At 40.5% G+C, this 16,833-nt stretch carries 28 protein-coding genes; 9 read left to right on the top strand and 19 right to left on the bottom strand.

Going from position 1 to position 16,833, the window contains the following annotated elements:
* Nucleotides 1-8: 8 nt before the first annotated feature.
* From DTQ70_RS07225 to DTQ70_RS07180, 11 genes are all read right to left on the bottom strand, one after another.
* Entirely contained in the window at nt 9-566 is a 558-nt protein-coding gene (locus tag DTQ70_RS07225; RefSeq protein ID WP_122930187.1) for a lysozyme, read from the bottom strand.
* Between the two features lies 1 nt (nt 567).
* Entirely contained in the window at nt 568-1,218 is a 651-nt protein-coding gene (locus DTQ70_RS07220; protein ID WP_122930186.1) for a hypothetical protein, read from the bottom strand.
* A gap of 4 nt (nt 1,219-1,222) precedes the next feature.
* Complete coding sequence (locus DTQ70_RS30615; protein WP_164489910.1) at nt 1,223-1,483, bottom strand: hypothetical protein; 261 nt, start codon at nt 1,481-1,483, stop codon at nt 1,223-1,225.
* Nucleotides 1,484-1,516: 33 nt separating this feature from the next.
* Entirely contained in the window at nt 1,517-2,047 is a 531-nt protein-coding gene (locus DTQ70_RS07215) for a hypothetical protein (protein WP_122930185.1), read from the bottom strand.
* 60 nt (nt 2,048-2,107) lie between these two features.
* Complete coding sequence (locus DTQ70_RS07210; protein WP_164489909.1) at nt 2,108-2,284, bottom strand: hypothetical protein; 177 nt, start codon at nt 2,282-2,284, stop codon at nt 2,108-2,110.
* Nucleotides 2,285-2,375: 91 nt separating this feature from the next.
* Complete coding sequence (locus DTQ70_RS07205) at nt 2,376-3,026, bottom strand: hypothetical protein (protein ID WP_122930183.1); 651 nt, start codon at nt 3,024-3,026, stop codon at nt 2,376-2,378.
* 49 nt (nt 3,027-3,075) lie between these two features.
* Nucleotides 3,076-3,459 (bottom strand): hypothetical protein, encoded by a 384-nt coding sequence (locus tag DTQ70_RS07200; RefSeq protein WP_122930182.1) that lies wholly within the window; start codon nt 3,457-3,459, stop codon nt 3,076-3,078.
* Nucleotides 3,456-3,917 (bottom strand): LEA type 2 family protein, encoded by a 462-nt coding sequence (locus DTQ70_RS07195; protein ID WP_122930181.1) that lies wholly within the window; start codon nt 3,915-3,917, stop codon nt 3,456-3,458. Before DTQ70_RS07195 ends, DTQ70_RS07200 begins: the two co-directional genes overlap by 4 nt.
* Entirely contained in the window at nt 3,914-4,615 is a 702-nt protein-coding gene (locus tag DTQ70_RS07190) for a hypothetical protein (RefSeq protein ID WP_122930180.1), read from the bottom strand. Before DTQ70_RS07190 ends, DTQ70_RS07195 begins: the two co-directional genes overlap by 4 nt.
* On the bottom strand, nt 4,615-5,127 hold the full coding sequence (locus DTQ70_RS07185; protein ID WP_122930179.1) for a hypothetical protein: 513 nt from the start codon (nt 5,125-5,127) through the stop codon (nt 4,615-4,617). The genes DTQ70_RS07190 and DTQ70_RS07185 overlap by 1 nt, the downstream gene beginning before the upstream one ends.
* Nucleotides 5,124-5,624, bottom strand: a complete 501-nt coding sequence (locus tag DTQ70_RS07180) for a hypothetical protein (RefSeq protein ID WP_122930178.1) — start codon at nt 5,622-5,624, stop codon at nt 5,124-5,126. Before DTQ70_RS07180 ends, DTQ70_RS07185 begins: the two co-directional genes overlap by 4 nt.
* Before the next feature lie 83 nt (nt 5,625-5,707).
* On the opposite strand from DTQ70_RS07180, the gene DTQ70_RS07175 reads away from it, so the two are divergent.
* The 3 genes from DTQ70_RS07175 (at nt 5,708) to DTQ70_RS07165 (ending at nt 7,109) form a co-directional block, all read left to right on the top strand.
* Nucleotides 5,708-5,908, top strand: coding sequence for a hypothetical protein (locus tag DTQ70_RS07175; protein WP_122930177.1), 201 nt, complete (start codon nt 5,708-5,710; stop codon nt 5,906-5,908).
* Between the two features lie 422 nt (nt 5,909-6,330).
* On the top strand, nt 6,331-6,720 hold the full coding sequence (locus tag DTQ70_RS07170) for a hypothetical protein (RefSeq protein WP_164489908.1): 390 nt from the start codon (nt 6,331-6,333) through the stop codon (nt 6,718-6,720).
* On the top strand, nt 6,717-7,109 hold the full coding sequence (locus tag DTQ70_RS07165; protein ID WP_122930175.1) for a hypothetical protein: 393 nt from the start codon (nt 6,717-6,719) through the stop codon (nt 7,107-7,109). Before DTQ70_RS07170 ends, DTQ70_RS07165 begins: the two co-directional genes overlap by 4 nt.
* A 32-nt stretch (nt 7,110-7,141) precedes the next feature.
* On the opposite strand, the gene DTQ70_RS07160 is transcribed toward DTQ70_RS07165, so the two are convergent.
* The 8 genes from DTQ70_RS07160 to DTQ70_RS07120 form a co-directional block, all read right to left on the bottom strand.
* On the bottom strand, nt 7,142-7,345 hold the full coding sequence (locus tag DTQ70_RS07160; protein ID WP_122930174.1) for a hypothetical protein: 204 nt from the start codon (nt 7,343-7,345) through the stop codon (nt 7,142-7,144).
* Nucleotides 7,346-7,565: 220 nt separating this feature from the next.
* Entirely contained in the window at nt 7,566-7,769 is a 204-nt protein-coding gene (locus tag DTQ70_RS07150; RefSeq protein WP_122930172.1) for a hypothetical protein, read from the bottom strand.
* The gene (locus DTQ70_RS07145) at nt 7,759-8,088 is read right to left on the bottom strand and encodes a single-stranded DNA-binding protein (RefSeq protein WP_122930171.1); all 330 of its coding nucleotides are present in this window, start codon (nt 8,086-8,088) and stop codon (nt 7,759-7,761) included. Before DTQ70_RS07145 ends, DTQ70_RS07150 begins: the two co-directional genes overlap by 11 nt.
* Nucleotides 8,089-8,096: 8 nt before the next feature.
* Entirely contained in the window at nt 8,097-8,315 is a 219-nt protein-coding gene (locus DTQ70_RS07140; protein ID WP_122930170.1) for a hypothetical protein, read from the bottom strand.
* Between the two features lie 172 nt (nt 8,316-8,487).
* Nucleotides 8,488-8,694: a hypothetical protein gene (locus DTQ70_RS07135; RefSeq protein WP_164489907.1), complete on the bottom strand. Its 207-nt coding sequence runs from the start codon at nt 8,692-8,694 to the stop codon at nt 8,488-8,490.
* A gap of 19 nt (nt 8,695-8,713) precedes the next feature.
* Nucleotides 8,714-9,943 carry a VapE domain-containing protein gene (locus tag DTQ70_RS07130; protein ID WP_122930168.1) on the bottom strand — a complete coding sequence of 410 codons (1,230 nt, stop codon included), beginning with the start codon at nt 9,941-9,943 and terminating at the stop codon, nt 8,714-8,716.
* Nucleotides 9,910-10,815 carry a toprim domain-containing protein gene (locus tag DTQ70_RS07125; protein ID WP_122930167.1) on the bottom strand — a complete coding sequence of 302 codons (906 nt, stop codon included), beginning with the start codon at nt 10,813-10,815 and terminating at the stop codon, nt 9,910-9,912. Before DTQ70_RS07125 ends, DTQ70_RS07130 begins: the two co-directional genes overlap by 34 nt.
* A 160-nt stretch (nt 10,816-10,975) precedes the next feature.
* Nucleotides 10,976-11,263 (bottom strand): hypothetical protein, encoded by a 288-nt coding sequence (locus DTQ70_RS07120; protein ID WP_122930166.1) that lies wholly within the window; start codon nt 11,261-11,263, stop codon nt 10,976-10,978.
* A gap of 323 nt (nt 11,264-11,586) precedes the next feature.
* Here DTQ70_RS07120 and DTQ70_RS07110 point away from each other — a divergent pair, with 323 nt between their 5' ends.
* The 6 genes from DTQ70_RS07110 to DTQ70_RS07085 all read left to right on the top strand — a co-directional run bounded on the left by DTQ70_RS07110 (nt 11,587) and on the right by DTQ70_RS07085 (nt 16,790).
* Complete coding sequence (locus DTQ70_RS07110; protein ID WP_122930164.1) at nt 11,587-12,024, top strand: helix-turn-helix domain-containing protein; 438 nt, start codon at nt 11,587-11,589, stop codon at nt 12,022-12,024.
* Nucleotides 12,025-12,569: 545 nt separating this feature from the next.
* A complete protein-coding gene (locus DTQ70_RS07105; protein ID WP_122930163.1) occupies nt 12,570-13,538 on the top strand; it encodes a type IV toxin-antitoxin system AbiEi family antitoxin in 969 nt (322 codons plus the stop codon).
* Nucleotides 13,513-14,355: a hypothetical protein gene (locus tag DTQ70_RS07100; RefSeq protein WP_122930162.1), complete on the top strand. Its 843-nt coding sequence runs from the start codon at nt 13,513-13,515 to the stop codon at nt 14,353-14,355. The genes DTQ70_RS07105 and DTQ70_RS07100 overlap by 26 nt, the downstream gene beginning before the upstream one ends.
* A 437-nt stretch (nt 14,356-14,792) precedes the next feature.
* Complete coding sequence (locus DTQ70_RS07095) at nt 14,793-15,872, top strand: DUF418 domain-containing protein (protein WP_122930161.1); 1,080 nt, start codon at nt 14,793-14,795, stop codon at nt 15,870-15,872.
* Nucleotides 15,873-16,050: 178 nt separating this feature from the next.
* On the top strand, nt 16,051-16,386 hold the full coding sequence (locus tag DTQ70_RS07090) for a DUF2185 domain-containing protein (protein WP_122930160.1): 336 nt from the start codon (nt 16,051-16,053) through the stop codon (nt 16,384-16,386).
* Nucleotides 16,387-16,388: 2 nt separating this feature from the next.
* Entirely contained in the window at nt 16,389-16,790 is a 402-nt protein-coding gene (locus tag DTQ70_RS07085; protein WP_122930159.1) for an SMI1/KNR4 family protein, read from the top strand.
* Nucleotides 16,791-16,833: the final 43 nt, after the last annotated feature.

The following is a 16,833-nucleotide window of genomic DNA, read 5'->3' as shown; positions in this document are numbered from 1 at the left end:
GTAAAAATTTATCGGTTGCGAAATTTGAAAAAAGAAAAGGCCAAAACGGCCACAATAACAGCCCAAAGCCACGCCACGGACTGAACCGCCCCGCCGCTTGTGTACTGTATGATATTTGCCTCACGTCGTTTTTGAATAGACGTGCTCACTTGACCGTTTACGTTTACCCAGCGTCGTAACTGTGCAGCAACGGCGGTAAAATCATTCGGGGTACTGTTGACAACTTTTAAAAGTGTAGAAGTAGAAAAAGCCGTGGCACCAAATTGGTACACAAAATCTACTAGGGCGTCAAATTGGCCTTGTGTCAAATCTACCTTTACGGCATTGTTTACGGCGGTTTCAGCGGCTTTTACGTCTTTGTTCAATAGCATATTTGCATACTTTATTGTACAAATTTGGTCACTGGTTATTTTGCTGCCGTCTAAATCGAAACGTGACCCCCAGCCGATAGCGTACCCGTTTGAGTCCCAATAGGCTTTAATCCAGTCGGTAGGGTTTAAGGGAATGAGTTTGGCGTTTTCATACTGCTTTATGTGAAGTATTCCCGCCGCGCTTGTAGTTGCCATATTACGCGATTTTTACAAAGTCTTTACGAATCCACGCTTTAAAAGTCAATACCCACCAGTCGGTATAAGTAACCTCTATGTACTGGTAAGTTTGCCCGTTTGAGTGCCTTACCCCTAGTTGTCTTACGTAGGTTCCCGCCAACTCTCCGTTTTGCAAAGTCTTAACCACCTTTGTACTGTCGGTAGCGTCGTACATTGGGGCGGCTTGTTTTGCGTACACTAGGCTTTTATTAGCGATTGGGGCGGGTGTGGCGTTTGAACCACCTGCAAGGTTTAGCCACCTGTCTAGGCTTTCGCGGCTTAGTTCGGCGGCTAGTCGGTCTAACAGTTCTTCACTGAACTGTTTTTTGTAGGAAGTACGAACCGCGTTAAGGTCTTTTACTTGCGTCGCAAGCGCAAAAAGTTCCGTTTCGTCTGTACCGTCTATGTCTATGGCACTAATGCCGCCAATAGACCCCCACGGGTTGCAAGCCTGACGAATAAGAAACGCCAAACGTGCGGCGGGGTCGTTGGCTACGTTGTTGTACTCGTTGGCTTTCTGTACAGCCCGTACTATGCGAACTATCAGAAAAGCAACTACAACAACTACGCCCACGATAATAGCCGTATTTTTATAGTTAGATAAAGGACTTTTTGCGCTTGTGGTTTCCATTGTGTTAAGACATTACGAGGTTTACAAGGTCGAGAATCGCCAACGGGTTAAGCCCTTTTGTGTTGGATGCTTTCTCAATAAATTCTTTGCTGAATACTTTTTTGAATTTGTCGGGGGCGGCTTGTGCAAACATGGCCATACTGTCAAGGCATCGAACCAGTTCTTTTTCTTCCATGTGGGAATATCCCACGGTTAAAAAGTTTTCTACTGATTGTTCGAGGCTTTTAGATTCGATAAATTCAACGGGGGCGGTTTTCTTTGACATTGTTCTTTTAGCGGTTTATTGGTTACTGATTGATTATTTTGACATACTTCTGACACTCGAAACGATGTTTGAAATTTTCGGCATAAAGTCGGAAACTCTATCTAGGGCGTTGTCGTCGTTGTCGTCGTCGTCGTCGTTAAGGTCTAGTAAGGCTTTAGCGACTACTTTTTGATTTTCGGCCAATTGTTCCATGAATGGTAGAATTTTCTCCAGTCTCTCCATCAAAGCGCGTTGGCGTTGTTGCTCTGCTTCAATTTTTCCCAGCGTTACGCCTAATTCAAATGGGGACATTGAGCCGTTTTGTGTCTGTTGGAATCCCATGTTTGAAGGGTAGTTTTCTTCATCCTTTTTAAAATTCAGTGACATACTACCACGGTCGGCGCGGTCAGTTTTTCGTATAAGTAGCCGATAGCTACCAGCGGTTAAGAAACCGTACATTTGTTCAAAGGCCGTAGCGGGGTCGTCGTCGTCGTCGTGCGATGCTACGCGTTTATCCTTGTCGGTGTACAGCGTCCAGTACTTGTACTTTTGGTTTTGCTTTATGTACTCAACGGGTGTAGGCATTTTAGTAGAGGGTTAAAAGGGGTAAAGACGCTTAGGCTTTACCCCTGTGAATGTCAAAACCTACTTTTTGCCGCGTACCGCCTTCGCGCCTTTTGTCTTCGCTTGGATAGACTTCTTTTTATTAGCGGCGGCGGCCATTTTGGCGTTTTCTGCCTGTACGTCCTTTACCTTCTTTTCGTAGTTCTCCCATGTTTGAAGGCTTGCGGATGCTTTAGGACGCTTTGGGAGTTTCTTCATTTTTGCCATTTTGTTACAAAATTTTAAGAGTTGATTATCGATTTTTGATAACAAGGAGGCAAAAAAAATGCCCCCCTGCTACTCAGTGATACTAGCGGCGGCGTTTGCCTTTTTTCTTGAAATACTGCTGGTAAAGCAATACAATCAAAATCGTGATTGCAATGGCCAAACCAATAACAGTATAAGGGTTTTCTTTCGCAAAATCAGCCAATTTTGCCGTAAATCCTGTACTGGTTGTTGTTGGCGTGTCGGGGATACCGTCGCCGTTTGTGTCGGTGGTGTTGGCCGTTGCGTCGGTTGTTACGCCTGCCATCCAGTCCGAAAGCGTTGCACTCGTTACAATGCTTTTATCAGTGGGTACAGTGGTAACGTCTGAACCTTTGATGGCAAACATGGTGATTGAGCCGTCCCACGTGCGCGGATAGCCTGCCGTTCCTGCCGTGGCGGGGGCGTTGGTGATAGAAAGAAGACCACTACCATCAATCAGGCCGTCAGGGGCTGTTTCGAGTAGGTTGGCATAGTCCACAATCTTCGCAAGTTGCGTACCTGCTACGCCTGCCTGAATCGCATTTACGACCGACGAACGCGAAATAAAGGCGGGAATCGGAGCCGTGCCACTGTTGCCGTCGTGGTCGTTTAGGGTGTACAGGAAGGTACGCCCCGCGTCTGTGACGCCTAAATAAAGTACGCCCGTGCCTGAAAGACCAACGAACGACCCTACATTGTACTTGAGTTTAGCCATTTTTGTATTGAATTTGAAAGTTTAGAGAAATTTGTGCTTGGTTGGGTAGCTAGCTTTTCCGTTTAAAGGGATTTTTGCCGCTAAAAAGAAAGAGTAAGGCAACGACGGCCAAAATAATCCAGCCTATGCCCTGTACGTTTTTACCCGTGGTTGGGTTGGTCGGCAAATACGGATAAGTTGGCGTATAATCTTGTACGGTTGCCCCCGTGGTTATGCCAGTCGGAAAAAGTACCTTTAGAAGTTCCCCCGCGCTTTTCAGAACGCTGTTGAAATTTACGCCGTCCCAAAACTTACCGCCGCCCGTGTTGGTAGTTGGCACTTTGGGGGTATCGGTGGCCGTTCTGCTGGTTCCATCCGAATTTACCTTTATAAGTGTACCGTTGTCGTCATAGGTAGCTATCAATCTACCGTTTGCGTCATAGGCGTTTATCATAGCTTAGGGAGTTTTAAAGTTTGTGTATAGTCCACTGGAAACGAGATACCAAACGCCCGAACATTCCCCACGAATCGGACGGGGATACTCGTTTCTTTTAGATTTATGTCGGGTATGGCATACGTAAGATTGACCAGCGGAATAAAAACATCAGCGTTAAAAATGCTTTCGGATAAAGCGGCTATATCTTGCGCTTGCAGGGCATACACTGTACCTAATTCGTTGTTTTTGAAATAGGCTTTGAGGTTTAGGCCGCTTATCCTAAGCGAATCGGGGGAGCCGTTTAAGACTCGAATAGGGAGGGTAAAGTATAAGGCCGCATTACGGACTTTAAACCCAAACGGGACGTTAAGCGCAAAGGTAAGGTTTCGGGCTGCATTGGCTTTTCTCCAAAAAAACAGCGCAATTAGTACCAGTGCGGTAACAAACAAAATGAGGGTGTTTCGTGTGGTTATCATCGAAAACGAACAGCTAAAAGTAAAAGTATCATTACCACCACGGCCACCAGCCACGGGGTTAAGTTGCTATTATTTACGGGGGTGGTGCCTCCCGTTGGGGTTGGGTTCGGGTCGTTGGTATCGCTGCCCGGTTGTGGATTGGGTAGCGGGTTGTTAGGGTTACGGAGCCGTAGCCAGTCGGTTTGTATGCGGGTGGCTAGGGTTGCCCCGTTTTTCTCGACTGCTAACATTACGTAGGTATCTAGTACCGAATCGGTAAGGGCAACGGGGAGAAATACCGTAGGATTGACCGCCAACGACCAAAACAATGCCAATTCCCACGCATCATAAACGCCGTCAGTAGGGACGGCCTTATTTAGCTTTGTTCTGATTTTGCCGATTCGGGTGCTTACATCCGTAGCGGTATTGTTAGCGTTCCACTGAATGACCTGCTCAAAGAGGGTTAAAAGTTCTTCTTTTTCAGCGGTGGCATTGAGGCCAAACGAAACCGAAATTAAGCCCGTGGCGGGGTCTAAGGTTACGGCGTTGTTGTACTTATTGTACATTGCCAGCGTAACGGTTTTCCCCTGCGTTTCGCCCATCCACGTAAAGAGGTTAGACGGTAGGCCGTCGGGGGTGGTTGGGGTTGGGGTAGTATCGGGCGGGCTAGTGGTGCCACCGCCTCCCGTGTTTTCGTATTCGTCGGGATTAAGTGCCATTATTTACGACGTTTAGAGAATTTACGAAAGCCCACAAAACCAGCCACTAAAGCCAACACGGCCACCACTACCCAAAGGATAGTATTAGTATTGTTTGTACCACCGTTGCCACCATTTCCAGTATTTGCGTTGCCTGTACCTGTACCCGTGTTTGGAGTATCAGAAACGGGCGTGTTTACGGGGGCGTCGCCTTGTGGGTCGCTCAAACCTACGAAGTAGTAAAAACTATCGTCAGGGATAAGTAGATACCCCGTTTTGTTTTCCCGAACCCAGTCAATTACCCGTTTTCTCCACCAAACTAACTCACAAGTCACCTCTACGAAAACCCCATCAGCGGTATTTACCATTTGACCCGTGGCCGTGCCGATACGTGAGCCTTTTAACCAGTCATAGTAGGCTTTTTTTTTCCCTGTAACTGTACGTTGCCATACGGCGGCCTCTTTTTTAGGCTCTTGATAGACTTTAATGCCGTCGAACTTAGCATAGACTACCGTACCTTTTTGCAGACTCATCGGAGTATAAAAATTAAAATGATAATGACTAAAACAAGGATTATCCAAACGACGGGGTTTTGTACAATTCTTAGCCAGCTTATACGGTTAAGTTGCTTTGTGGAATTTTCGTACAATACGGCCAAACTTTGCGCTTTTACTTGTATGGCCTGTACTTCCTGCAAAGCGTTTTGTAGTTCTTTTTTTCTTTTACTTCCTACAATCGCTTTGTACAGTTCAGAAAGCCCAGCCACAGCAAAACCGTAGGGATTGCCCGTACTTATGCCGATAGTAGAGGCCAACGAAGTAACCGTATTTTCTATGCTTGCTTTTTTAATAACTAGGCCGTATTCGGTAGCCCTTGTATTAAATTCGGCTTCATAGATTTTAGCAACGGTTTGCGATTCGGCCAAAATGAATTTTAGGCTTTTTTCGCGCTGGTCTAAATCTTGCGTGAGTGCCTGACTATACAGCGCGTTTAAAGAATCTAAATCATATACAGCCGTTCCTAGTGCCATTGCGTCGTTTTGTTTTCTCAAAAGTCGAGACAATTATTTAATTTTGAGAATGTCAAAAAACTAAACGACGCCAAACGCAACTAATGGAAAGTATTTGGAACAAGACGGACGTTTTTACGGCCTACGGCTGTACATCGGCCAAACAGTTTGAATGTAGAATAGGCTCGGAACGCCTTGCGCTCATTGGTTGGGGTAAGGGAAAACAGTTTTTTACCCCGAAAGAGATTAGAAAGATATTTGAAGTATTGGGAGAACCATTACAAAAAGCAGAATTAAGAGGGTAAAGTATATGTTTAAGGCCAAAAAACCGCCAAAAACCAGTATTAAAACCACCATTTGACCCGCTCTTAATGGCAAAACTTTAAAAGTTTGCCGAAAAACATTTACTACAATACTACACCCCAAAAAATGTAGTAAATGCCTAAAACCTATTTACTACGCTTTTACTACACTTTTACTACACAAAAAGCCGTTTTTAGCTCTATTATCTTATATTTTATACTATATGTAGTAATGTAGTAAATATATATAAGCCAAAATATCCGAAAATGGGATAACTCGCTGAAAAACACCCCCTTTTCTTTTAGCGGCCTAAAGTACCGTTTAATCAAAAACGTAGTAAATGGCCGTAGTATTTTGGCGTATTCCTTTTACTACATTAGAACTTTTTGTAAGATTGCACTTACTACAAACCAGTCATAAAACCATGAAAAACCAATTAAAAACCATTGCTACCGCTTTCTTATTCTGTATTGCTTTGGGATGTTCGACCAAAGACCCCGCCCCCAGCCCTGCCAGTGAAGTAGCGGGTACGTATTCGATACAAACGTTTATTTTGAATAACCGAACCGTAGGAGTAACAAAGGGTAGTGTGACAATTGCCGAACGCGGGGACGCTATAACGATAAGCAACCTAAGCGTAAACGGCACGACTTACCAAGTATCGGCAGAACTTAACGTAGTGAAGGAAACAAACGGGACTATCAGCATCGGGAACGGATACGGTATTTATAAGAATAAAATTATTGATATGCGTTTTGGGGTCGTATCGGGCGGGGTAGAAAACACTTATCAAATTAAAGGAAGTAAACTATGAGAACTATTTTTTTTGTGTTTTTCTTACTTGTGAATTTATCGGCCTTTGCTCAATATGAAATCGGGTGTACGTCGGCTCAATGTGTTGGTGAAATACTAATACAGGACATACAAAGCGAGCGTTACGACCGTTTGCCGTTTTTATGTGATTTATCTTGTAAGGGGGACGGGGAAAGTATAAATATCTGTAATTTGGGCAAACAGCCACTAGCGATAAAGAAGGGACTCAAAGACTTTTATAAAGGTGCAAAGGTGGTAGAAGTTAAGCGCAAAGAATACGATTTAAAGTTATGGGAAGTAGTGGTTTATTGTCCTAACTCCCCAAAAGAAAAACTAATTTCATTTAAAGTAACCATGTGCGGCGAACGTTGGGTTTTACACTCACTATAAAAAAAGCCCCTCAGTAGTGAGGGGCTTTTTTATTAATCTTCTTTTTCTTTTTCGGTAATTTTATAAAGCCTTTCCGAAAGTTCTTCTGCATAATCACTAACTGTTTCTAACCTCCTTTTTAACTTATCTATGTCACTAAGAGCGTAAGAAAATTTTACTGCAAAGAAAAAAGAACACGGAAGGCTTATAAGTGTTAAACACCAAAATACTGTTTCTGTGAATGTTAAAGTTATCATTGTGGTATGATTTATTTAAGTTGAAAAAAGTTAATAAAACAAACTTTTGGGTAAATGTCTATTGGGGTAAAATACCCCTTTCCTTGACATAACTAATACAATCAAATTTCCCTGCCTATCATTAGCACCACTATAAACGCATTTAGTACCCTTTTTAACTTGAAGTTTTCCACCGTTGTAAAAATGCCTTTTTGTGGTAATTACTATTAGTCTAATCATTTTACATTTCATCTTTCAGGGTATTTTGAGGTAAAAGATTCGGTTTAACTTCCTCGTAGTCGGTATCTACGATTTGGCTTTCTCGTTGTGCCTGTTGGTTCTTTTGGTGCGCTGTTACAAACGCTTTACCAATGGCTTCACAAATCGCAAGAAACGAAGGAGAAAGCCCTAAAGGATTGTTTTCGTAGTTGCCTTTAGCTTTCATTGTCTTTAGATTTTGAGCCTAAAAATTCAATCCTTGACACACTTATAGATAAGTCTAACGAGGGTTCGCGGCGGTCGTTCACGTAGATTTGTGCGGATAGTTCGCCCTGTACGAAAATTAAATCCCCCTTCTTAATGTGAGCGGCCACGCCCGAACGTTTGTAAAGGCATGAATACCATGTGGATTTTTCCACTTTTTCGCCGTTATTATTTATGTAAGAACTATCTACACACACACTAAAAAGGGTTATATCTTTTCCGTTTGTGGATTTAATCACAGCGTCTTTTCCTACGCGTCCTTTAATTTGAATTTGTTGCATTGTGGTAGTTATTTAATGGTTTGAGTTAATTCTACAATTTCGGCACTTTGTATTTGCTTGATAAAATCAATTGAAATACAGGTAGTAATGATTAAATCGGGAACTTTTACGGGGATTAACTTTTCTGCGTATGGCCTTCTTATCAATAGAGCATCGGCTTTAATCGCGTGTAAAATATCCCCTGCAAAATCCATTTGAATAATTATAACCTCGGTATCCAAAGGCATAGAGGCAACGGCTATTTTTAGGGAATCGTCGCTTTCAAATACTTTTTTTTCCGCTTGCGATTTTATGGGCTACGGTTGTTTTACCCGAACCCTGACCGCCTGAAATGATTGTTACATTTTTCATTTGTATTTGATTTAAAGGATTAAAAAAGTTTACTGATTGAATGACAAATTAATGACTGACTAAGGTTTGATATTCCCACGCTTTCGCCTCATTTTCATACATTTGATAGTAGTGCTTTTTAAGTTCTTCATCGTTATACACTACTTCATGTAAAAGGTCTTGGATAGCGTGTTTAAATTGTTCTTTGGTAGTTTTGGCATTAGTGAAATTATTGGCTATGCCTTCTACTTTATGTGCAAATTGTTGTGCTGTCATTTTTGTAAAATTTTGAGGTTTAAAACTTGCTTCTTTCTTCTTCAATTTCGACGGTAGTACGTTCGCGTAAAGCATAGACTTTTAACGGCATACCATCCTTACGACGGGTCACGATTTGAGCGTTTAAGATTTTTAGGGCTTTTGATATTTCGCCTTTTGATAGCCGCTCACGGGTGAAATTTTGCAGGTAAGAAAGTATATCGGATACTTTCAAAAATCGGTTGGCATATTCGGGATTAGCGGGAATGTCGTAATAGGTCATTATTAATTCGAGTTCTACACTATTGTTCCTAAATTCTGCCATCGTTCCAAAATGCTCTTTTAGTTCGTCTTTCGTCCAGTAGTGGCGATACCCCGCCCTAAAAAGTTGATAGGCTTGCAACCAAACCAAATTAATATCAATGGTTTTGGTCGTCTCTATGTCAATCGCTTTAACCTCAAATGGCGGGTAGCGGCGGTTCTCGTCGTCGGCCAAAAAATCAGAACCATTGATAGACCCGATAAAATTTGCAAGCCGTTGCATTTCGTCCGAAAACAGGGCATGAGGTCGGCGTACACTTATCTTTGGATGCGTGATTAAGTTTTTCATACGTTCGTTGTCTTTCTTAATCATTGTCCTTAGTTGGTCGTCTAAATTGATAATGAATTTTTCGGCCAAATAAATGAGCGTGTCACGAGCTTCGGGGTTTAGGTTTAGCGTTCCCACGTACAAATAACTGTACAGGTCGGGAGGACATAAATTGTTAATCCACGTTGTTTTAAATGCCCCTTGCGAACCTGTAAGAACGATACAGGTTTGGTTTTGGCAATCGTTTTCTTTTGGATTTTCTTGTTTTATTTCGTCCACAAACGCTTGTCGAACACTTGCCACCAACCACTTTGTCAAAGCGAGTTTGAACGTTTCGGGATTGTTTACGGTAACGGTGGCCGCTAACTGGTCAATAGCCCATGTCCCCGCCGTGGTGGCCTCTTTCTTTTCAAGGTCAAGAAAGTATTCTTTGATAGGGTGGTATTTGGTGGTAAAACTTGATTTAAGGGTTTGGGTCAGTTTGGCGGGGGAATAGTCTTCCCTATGCTCTGAATCTAACCATCGGACTATTGAATTGATTTCGTAGTCATCAATCCACCGTTTTATACCCGTCTTTTTGTCCTTGTATTCGATTTTAGCCAAAATGGTATTGTACCGAAATTCAAACCTTTGCCGTAGGCGTTGTTCTATCCGTTCGCGTTTACTTTGTGCTTTTGGCATAGGTACTCGTTTAAATCTTTGTGGTTGGGGTAGAGTTTCGGCGCCATGTTCTCAATCGGGAAATTTGGCAACCATTGCGTAAGTTTTTGTGCTGCGTCTTTGCCCGATTGGTCATTGTCTAGGAATAGGACGATTTTTTGATAATGCCCTGACAATGTTTGTGCGTAGGTGAGCGTAAGCATTGAAAGCGAGTTAAGTACTACTACGTCGGTGGTGTACATTGCTTTTGTACCACGCAGGGTAAGCCAACTTAGAAAGTCCAAATACCCTTCAAAAATGCTTATGGTGTCGATGTTGTCATTCTGTATAAAAGTGGTCGGGGCTTTTCGGCCAATTGCACCTTTAAACTTACGGTTTCGTAGTTCGTAGCCCCCCGCGTCGTTTTTCCAGCAACCAGCATAAAATATCCCCTTTTCGTTTTCATAGGTGATTTCTGATAAGTACTGTTTAGCGACTGATTCTTTTATCATTCTCTCGTTCAAAAAATAATTTCTCAAATTTTGAGAATACAGGGGCAAAATTTTTTGAACTACTACCTTTTTTGGGTCGCTGCTTTCTTTGTGTACACGCTCAAAAGCTATTGGTGAAGTTCCGCCCTTAAACCTTAGAAGTGTTTGCATAGCCCTTACAAAGTCTGTTTTATCAAGCAATTGGCACAAGGTTATTACATCGCCGTTGTTACCCGTAGAAAAGTCGTTAAAACCATTCTTGCTAGTGTTTACAAAAAACGAAGGGGTATGTTCTTCTTTTAAGGGTGACAAATAAACCAGTTCGCCGCCTGTCTGATACGCTGGAAGAATCCCCCTTTCGGCCAAAAAGTCCGCAATATCCACGGCTTTAGCCTTATACAGTTGTTCGGTGGTAAAGCTCATTTTTTTAATAGGGCTAATTTGATTTTATGGATTATTGAAAAAACTGTATCCTTATTATTTGATTGAAAAATCACTGATTCAACCGCTTTGATACGTTTTTTTAAAGAAATGTTTTCGGCCTCTAACTGTCTAAGTTTTTCGCCGTAAATGTTTTCTATGCTCATTTTGATAAACCTATTTTGGCAAAAAAATCCATTTGTAAGCCCGATTCTTTGATTTTAGCCAAACGCGTCAAATCCAAGTAAAAGCCACTTTCTACGCTTAAATTAATGCCGTGGTACTGGTACAAGTATTTTATATCTTCTTCCACGGATTTAAGTTTAGAGGTATCAATTACCCGACGTGCCGTTTGCAAATCACATTCATAGCGCCTAGCCAGCCCTTCCAAAAGTTGTTTTTTCTGATTGGCCGAAAGGTCGTTTTTGTACACTTGTTTTAATGTTGCCATATTGATTTTGGTTATTTGGTTGAGATTAAAATTAGTTTCTGCTTTCTGCGTTCTAATGACGCCAAACGAATCAGTAGCTTATACTTTGGCCCAAACTCATTAATGAGGTCAAAGACTGATTTCATGGCATTTTGAACGTCTTGCAAGTCCAAACACTCGTTAGCCTTGTAAACTCTTTGAAGTTGCTTTAACATGATTTTGCCGTTTAGTAAGTTTTGTTTGTTTTTGATAATTGCTTTTTATTAAATTGACAATGCAATATTAAAAAGTAATTATCAATTTATCAAAATTTGATAAAAATATTTCTCAACATTTTATAAAGCATGGAATCCATACACCTAGGAAGAAGAGTAAAAAAAGTTTTTGACCGTGCAGGCCACACCATCGAAGAAGCAGCGCGGCGCGTCGAAATATCCACCAGCAACCTGTACAAAAAAATTGGGAGCGAAGATTTAGACACGGAATTTTTAAGGCGCGTGTCACGGGCTTACGGCGTTTCTCTTTCGTCGTTTTTCTCTGATAATCAGTACGGTAACGTGAGGCAGGAAGGGATAGTAAACGCTGTGGGGGAAAAAATAATACAGTCTTATCAAAAAGACAACAAAGGTGGCACAACTACAAACACAAGTAATGAATTAGAAGTTTTGAGCGAACGGTTAAAAGGCTGTGAGGCTGAAAAAGAAGGGTTAAAAAGACAAATCGAACTGCTGGAAAAAATGGTTAAAATGTATGAAACTGCGACAACAATTGCGACAAAATAGCTGCGACAACTGCGACAAAAACATAATTAATTGGCTTCTAACCTGTTGCATAGCGTTTTGCACTATATCCCATCTTCTCCACGATAAGCTTTTGAGAATGAGACCACCGCACTATAACGCGGTGGTTTTCTGCTTTTTAAGCCCTTATCCTACTCCTTTATACTGCCTTTATGTTTACAGTTACGGTGAATTTTAACAATTACGCCAAAAGTAAATTCCGATAGCGCAAGCACCACTCATCATGTTTATCTACTGGCTTCTAGCCTATCCTTATTTGCACTCAAGTGAACCCCAAATTTTTACCTCTATCCTGCGAACCACGTTCACCGAATAATAAATTCGTTAGAAAGTTGGCGTTTTGAATTGCCCTTGAGCTAATTGGCGGAAAATATTGAACGCCTAATGTCCACAAAGTGCTTTCCCGTAGAAAAACGGTTGGTGAAAGCTAAAAATCCCCGAAGTTGTACTTATAATGCACATGTTCACATTTTTTATTTGTTCACGTTCCGTGAACATTTTATATTTGTGAACAAAAATAAATTAAAATGGAACAAGAGATTGTTTATAGGGCATTGGAGGCATTGTATCAAACCACTGGTATTCAAGCGTATTTTCAGCCAAAAAAAACATTGGATGGCGGTTTGGAAATAGATTTTAATGGGCAGAAATATAGGTTTACCGTAGAAGTAAAACGGGAAGTAAGAATTCATCAACTGCAACAAGTCGATGAGTATTTTCATCGATATGATAATTTTTTACTTGTTGCCTACCATCTTTTCCCAAAAGTAAAAGAAGAGCTAAGAAATAAAAAAATCCCCTACATAGAAGCTAATGGAAATATTTTCTTGAAAAAAGACAGCCTATTTCTATTTATTGATACCCAAAAAACTTTAGATGTAGAAAAAGGAAAAGGAAATAGAGCTTTTACCAAAACTGGGTTGAAAGTGCTGTTTTACCTGTTGCAATACAAAGATGCTATCCACCTTCCACAACGAGAATTGGCTTATTTGACAAATGTAGCTTTGGGCAATATACCACAAGTAATAAATGGGCTGAAAGAGACTGGTTATCTTATTCCCTTGAACAAAAAAAACTATGTGTGGGAAAACAGAAAAGCGCTGCTGGATAGGTGGATAACAGAATACGCCACAGTATTGCGGCCTAAGTTGGTAAAGGAGAAATATACACTTAGAGGGGATTGGAATGAATTGGCATTAGATAACCACAAAACAGTATGGGGTGGTGAGCCAGCAGGAGATATACTTACTAATCATTTACGTCCTGAAAAGTTTTTGATTTATACTACAGAAAATCGAATGGATTTGATTAGAAACTACAAGTTAATGCCCGATAAAAATGGGGAAGTAGAGGTATTAGAAATGTTCTGGAAGAACACAATAGAAAGAACAGCTCCAAAACTATTAGTGTATGCTGATTTGATATTAGAAGGGGGTAAACGAAATAAAGAAACAGCCGAAAAAATTTACCATGAGTACATCGAGTCAAACTTATAAAGAATTAGCTATACCCTACTTCAAAGAATCATTTGATTGTATTGATGAAGTAATGCAGAAGTTAAACGTCCCCTACTACTTAATAGGTGTAAGTGCTATTGCTTTAGAACTGCTGAAAGCAGGAATAAAGCCAAGCAGAGGCACCAAGGGTATTGACTTTGCTGTTATGATTTCAAGCATTACGGAATATGAACAAATCAGTACCGCATTAGAAGCAAAAGGATTCAAGAAAGTAGCTGCTCCTTGGACTTTTTACTCCACAACTTTTAAGGTTGCCATCGATTTATTGCCATTTGGCGAAATAGAAGAAAAATACACGGTTAATTTCAGTAGTCGATACACCGATTTGCATGTATTGGGCTTCCGAGAAGTAATGGATGAAGCCATCACTGTAAATATAGAGGAGAAAATCGCCAACATACCTCCACTGCCTGGCATGGTAATTTTAAAATTGATAGCGTGGAGCGACCGTCCAGAAGAACGCGAAAATGACCTCTCGGATATTTTAAAAATAATTCAACACTACTACGACTTGAAATGGGATGAAATTGTAGAAAAACATTACGACACGCTAAACAAAGAGCCATTCGATCAACTGCTGATTGCAGCGGAAGTATTGGGTAGAAATTCTAAATTGTACCTGCAAAAGTCCGAAGCTATATCAACAAGGATATTGAAAGTGTTAGAAACCAACTTGGAAAATGCTACTAAATCAGTCATTGCTAAAGAATGGGCAAGAAAACTAGATATAACTATTGAGTATGCCTTCGACCTACTCAGTGCATTTCAAAAAGGAATAACACATAAGGATGAATAAGAACGCCAGCAGCTAAATTGCCCTCGCCATGGCAGCACCAACACCCGCCGATAGCGCAAACACCACTCATGATGTTTATTTACAGGCTTCTAGCCTATCCTTATTTGCACTCAGGTAAACCCCAAATTTTTCCCCCTCTCCTGCCAACCACGTTCACCGAATAATAAATTCGTTAGAAAGTTGGCGTTTTGAATTAAAGTTTTGTTAATTGGCATATCATTTGTGAAGCCTCTCATCCACAAAGCACTCAACGTTGAAACACTGCTGAAAAAGGGTAAAACCTGAGGTGACGGCTACACCTACAAATGAAAAATAGACGCCACAATAACCGACAACAAATACTTATACGCGTTTGAAAACGATGGAGTGACGTCTATCCACTCGTTACCTGCAAGGCTAACAGACCGTACTCGCTGACAATAACAGACAAAAAGAAAATGCAACAACGAATAATAGGTTTTGACATAGCAAGAGCATACGCAATTTTTGGAATGTTTATTGTAAATTTTAATTTCAGTTTTGGTGCAACAATGGCACCAGTTGATTTCGTTGGACACTTTCTAAATATTTTTACAGGGAATTCAACTGCTATTTTTATCATTTGTGCTGGAATGGGTGTTTCATTGATGACAAACAAAAACAATTACAGCAAAGAAGAAAAGGCAACTTTAAAATCAAAAATTCTAAAACGTTCTTGGTTCTTATTTGCAATGGGATTGTTGCTTTACAATTGGTGGTCGGGCGACATTTTGCATTTTTATGGTGGCTATATGCACTTGGCTGCTTTTCTACTATTTGTGCCAAAACGCTATTATCTATTGGGTGCGTTAACAGCAATAATTATTTTTCACCTATTACTTTTGGTAATTCCAATTGACACAAGTTGGAACTTTATCAATTTTAAATACAAAGACTTTTGGACACCAATCGGATTTTTGAGAAACACTTTTTACAATGGTTGGAACTCAATGTTTCCTTGGTTTTCTTATTTTTTAGTGGGTATGTGGCTTGGGCGACTCAACTGGCAAGATAAACTCAACAAACGTAACATTTTCCTAATTGGACTTGTGGTTTTTATAATCATTCAAGTATTACGCTTTATGGTTCGACAACATATTTTCAATCCTTTTTGGAGCGATTACATTATGGCAGAATATTTTCCGCCTTATTTACCTTTCGTATTGGTAACAATAGCTTTTGCATTCATGGTAATCACTATTTGTATGGTAATCGGAGAAAAATTTTCAAATAACAAACTCGTTTTAGCCTTTCAAAAAACAGGACAAATGACACTATCGCATTATGTTATTCATTTGACCATTGGAATGATTATTATGGCTTACTTGACAGGCAAACATTATACTGGCTTACTTGAAGACGAAAAACCAACAGCTTCAATTTATATATTTTTGTATTCAATTTTGTTTTATATTATTAGTATTATATTCAGTATTTTTTGGAGCAGGAAATTTAAAAATGGACCATTGGAAACATTAATGAGAAAAATAGCAGGATGATGAAAAGCCCAGCAGGTAACAAGGGTTTTGCGTCAGGCGGGCTGACGTGCAAAATTCAACAGCAGTTTTTCAATTAAACTTTAGTAATAAATTCAGCTTTTGTGCTTCGATTGCCCGCCCGAACGCAAAGCCCCGAAACGTTAGCGATAATTATAACAGACGACCACAGACACAAAGTATGACGACAAAAAACTTCAAAATAAAAGCAGACGAGTTTGTTGACTTAGTTCCACAAATGGGAGGTTGTTTTGCGACTGACAAAATAACTGTAGACGGACTGAGAGTTGGTTATATGTATCGTGAAGAGCCAGACGAAAAAATGGATAGCGGTTGGCGTTTTTTTTCAGGAACAGAAGACCAAGAATATGTTGACGACCCAAACAACACAATGATTTATAATGTGAATACAATTGCAAATTATGACAGAGCAATAATTCCTTATTTAGACCTTCCATTTGGAACTGAACTTGAAAGAATTGAAAATACAGACAAATTTGAAATCATAACAGAATAACGATGCCATTTCCAGTAGACATAAAATATATCATTGAAACGGAGCAAGAGCTTGGACTTGTATTTCCCGACAACTTCAAGTCTAAAATGACAAAAGAAAACGGTGGAGAACTAATTACAGAGGACGATGATTGGCAACTGTTTCCGTTTTTTGACAAGTCCGACAACAAAAGAATGAGCAGGACTTGCAATCACATTGTTTTAGAAACCCAACAAGCAAGGACTTGGAACAATTTCCCAGACAACGGAATTGCAATTGCATCTAATGGTTCGGGCGACAATCTGATTTTATTACCACTTGACACCGACAACAAAAAACTAAGAGAAGAAATTTATTTATGGCAACACGAGACGGGCGACATTCAGCAAGTAGCGAAGACGAAAGACGAACTGACGGAAGAATAACTACCGCTAACAGCACCTACAAGAAATTTGGCGGTTCAGTGGT

This window comes from Runella sp. SP2, assembly GCF_003711225.1.
GTDB lineage: Bacteria > Bacteroidota > Bacteroidia > Cytophagales > Spirosomataceae > Runella.
Note: the sequence above shows the minus strand (reverse complement) of the source record. Positions and strands in the feature narration are given on the sequence as shown.

Bases quoted from the DNA above. Each gene is read 5' to 3' on its own strand.
- DTQ70_RS07190 (WP_122930180.1), bottom strand. From the start codon at position 4,615: ATGGCACTTAATCCCGACGAATACGAAAACACGGGAGGCGGTGGCACC.
- DTQ70_RS07120 (WP_122930166.1), bottom strand. From the start codon at position 11,263: ATGGCAACATTAAAACAAGTGTACAAAAACGACCTTTCGGCCAATCAG.
- DTQ70_RS07170 (WP_164489908.1), top strand. From the start codon at position 6,331: ATGAAAAACCAATTAAAAACCATTGCTACCGCTTTCTTATTCTGTATT.
- DTQ70_RS07130 (WP_122930168.1), bottom strand. From the start codon at position 9,943: ATGCCAAAAGCACAAAGTAAACGCGAACGGATAGAACAACGCCTACGG.
- DTQ70_RS07175 (WP_122930177.1), top strand. From the start codon at position 5,708: ATGGAAAGTATTTGGAACAAGACGGACGTTTTTACGGCCTACGGCTGT.
- DTQ70_RS07160 (WP_122930174.1), bottom strand. From the start codon at position 7,345: ATGATAACTTTAACATTCACAGAAACAGTATTTTGGTGTTTAACACTT.
- DTQ70_RS07105 (WP_122930163.1), top strand. From the start codon at position 12,570: ATGGAACAAGAGATTGTTTATAGGGCATTGGAGGCATTGTATCAAACC.
- DTQ70_RS07210 (WP_164489909.1), bottom strand. From the start codon at position 2,284: ATGAAGAAACTCCCAAAGCGTCCTAAAGCATCCGCAAGCCTTCAAACA.
- DTQ70_RS07180 (WP_122930178.1), bottom strand. From the start codon at position 5,624: ATGGCACTAGGAACGGCTGTATATGATTTAGATTCTTTAAACGCGCTG.
- DTQ70_RS07225 (WP_122930187.1), bottom strand. From the start codon at position 566: ATGGCAACTACAAGCGCGGCGGGAATACTTCACATAAAGCAGTATGAA.
- DTQ70_RS07095 (WP_122930161.1), top strand. From the start codon at position 14,793: ATGCAACAACGAATAATAGGTTTTGACATAGCAAGAGCATACGCAATT.
- DTQ70_RS07125 (WP_122930167.1), bottom strand. From the start codon at position 10,815: ATGAGCTTTACCACCGAACAACTGTATAAGGCTAAAGCCGTGGATATT.
- DTQ70_RS07215 (WP_122930185.1), bottom strand. From the start codon at position 2,047: ATGCCTACACCCGTTGAGTACATAAAGCAAAACCAAAAGTACAAGTAC.
- DTQ70_RS07150 (WP_122930172.1), bottom strand. From the start codon at position 7,769: ATGAAAGCTAAAGGCAACTACGAAAACAATCCTTTAGGGCTTTCTCCT.
- DTQ70_RS07090 (WP_122930160.1), top strand. From the start codon at position 16,051: ATGACGACAAAAAACTTCAAAATAAAAGCAGACGAGTTTGTTGACTTA.
- DTQ70_RS07185 (WP_122930179.1), bottom strand. From the start codon at position 5,127: ATGAGTCTGCAAAAAGGTACGGTAGTCTATGCTAAGTTCGACGGCATT.
- DTQ70_RS07140 (WP_122930170.1), bottom strand. From the start codon at position 8,315: ATGCCTTTGGATACCGAGGTTATAATTATTCAAATGGATTTTGCAGGG.
- DTQ70_RS07135 (WP_164489907.1), bottom strand. From the start codon at position 8,694: ATGACAGCACAACAATTTGCACATAAAGTAGAAGGCATAGCCAATAAT.
- DTQ70_RS07200 (WP_122930182.1), bottom strand. From the start codon at position 3,459: ATGATAAACGCCTATGACGCAAACGGTAGATTGATAGCTACCTATGAC.
- DTQ70_RS07205 (WP_122930183.1), bottom strand. From the start codon at position 3,026: ATGGCTAAACTCAAGTACAATGTAGGGTCGTTCGTTGGTCTTTCAGGC.
- DTQ70_RS07145 (WP_122930171.1), bottom strand. From the start codon at position 8,088: ATGCAACAAATTCAAATTAAAGGACGCGTAGGAAAAGACGCTGTGATT.
- DTQ70_RS07085 (WP_122930159.1), top strand. From the start codon at position 16,389: ATGCCATTTCCAGTAGACATAAAATATATCATTGAAACGGAGCAAGAG.
- DTQ70_RS07165 (WP_122930175.1), top strand. From the start codon at position 6,717: ATGAGAACTATTTTTTTTGTGTTTTTCTTACTTGTGAATTTATCGGCC.
- DTQ70_RS07220 (WP_122930186.1), bottom strand. From the start codon at position 1,218: ATGGAAACCACAAGCGCAAAAAGTCCTTTATCTAACTATAAAAATACG.
- DTQ70_RS30615 (WP_164489910.1), bottom strand. From the start codon at position 1,483: ATGTCAAAGAAAACCGCCCCCGTTGAATTTATCGAATCTAAAAGCCTC.
- DTQ70_RS07100 (WP_122930162.1), top strand. From the start codon at position 13,513: ATGAGTACATCGAGTCAAACTTATAAAGAATTAGCTATACCCTACTTC.
- DTQ70_RS07110 (WP_122930164.1), top strand. From the start codon at position 11,587: ATGGAATCCATACACCTAGGAAGAAGAGTAAAAAAAGTTTTTGACCGT.
- DTQ70_RS07195 (WP_122930181.1), bottom strand. From the start codon at position 3,917: ATGATAACCACACGAAACACCCTCATTTTGTTTGTTACCGCACTGGTA.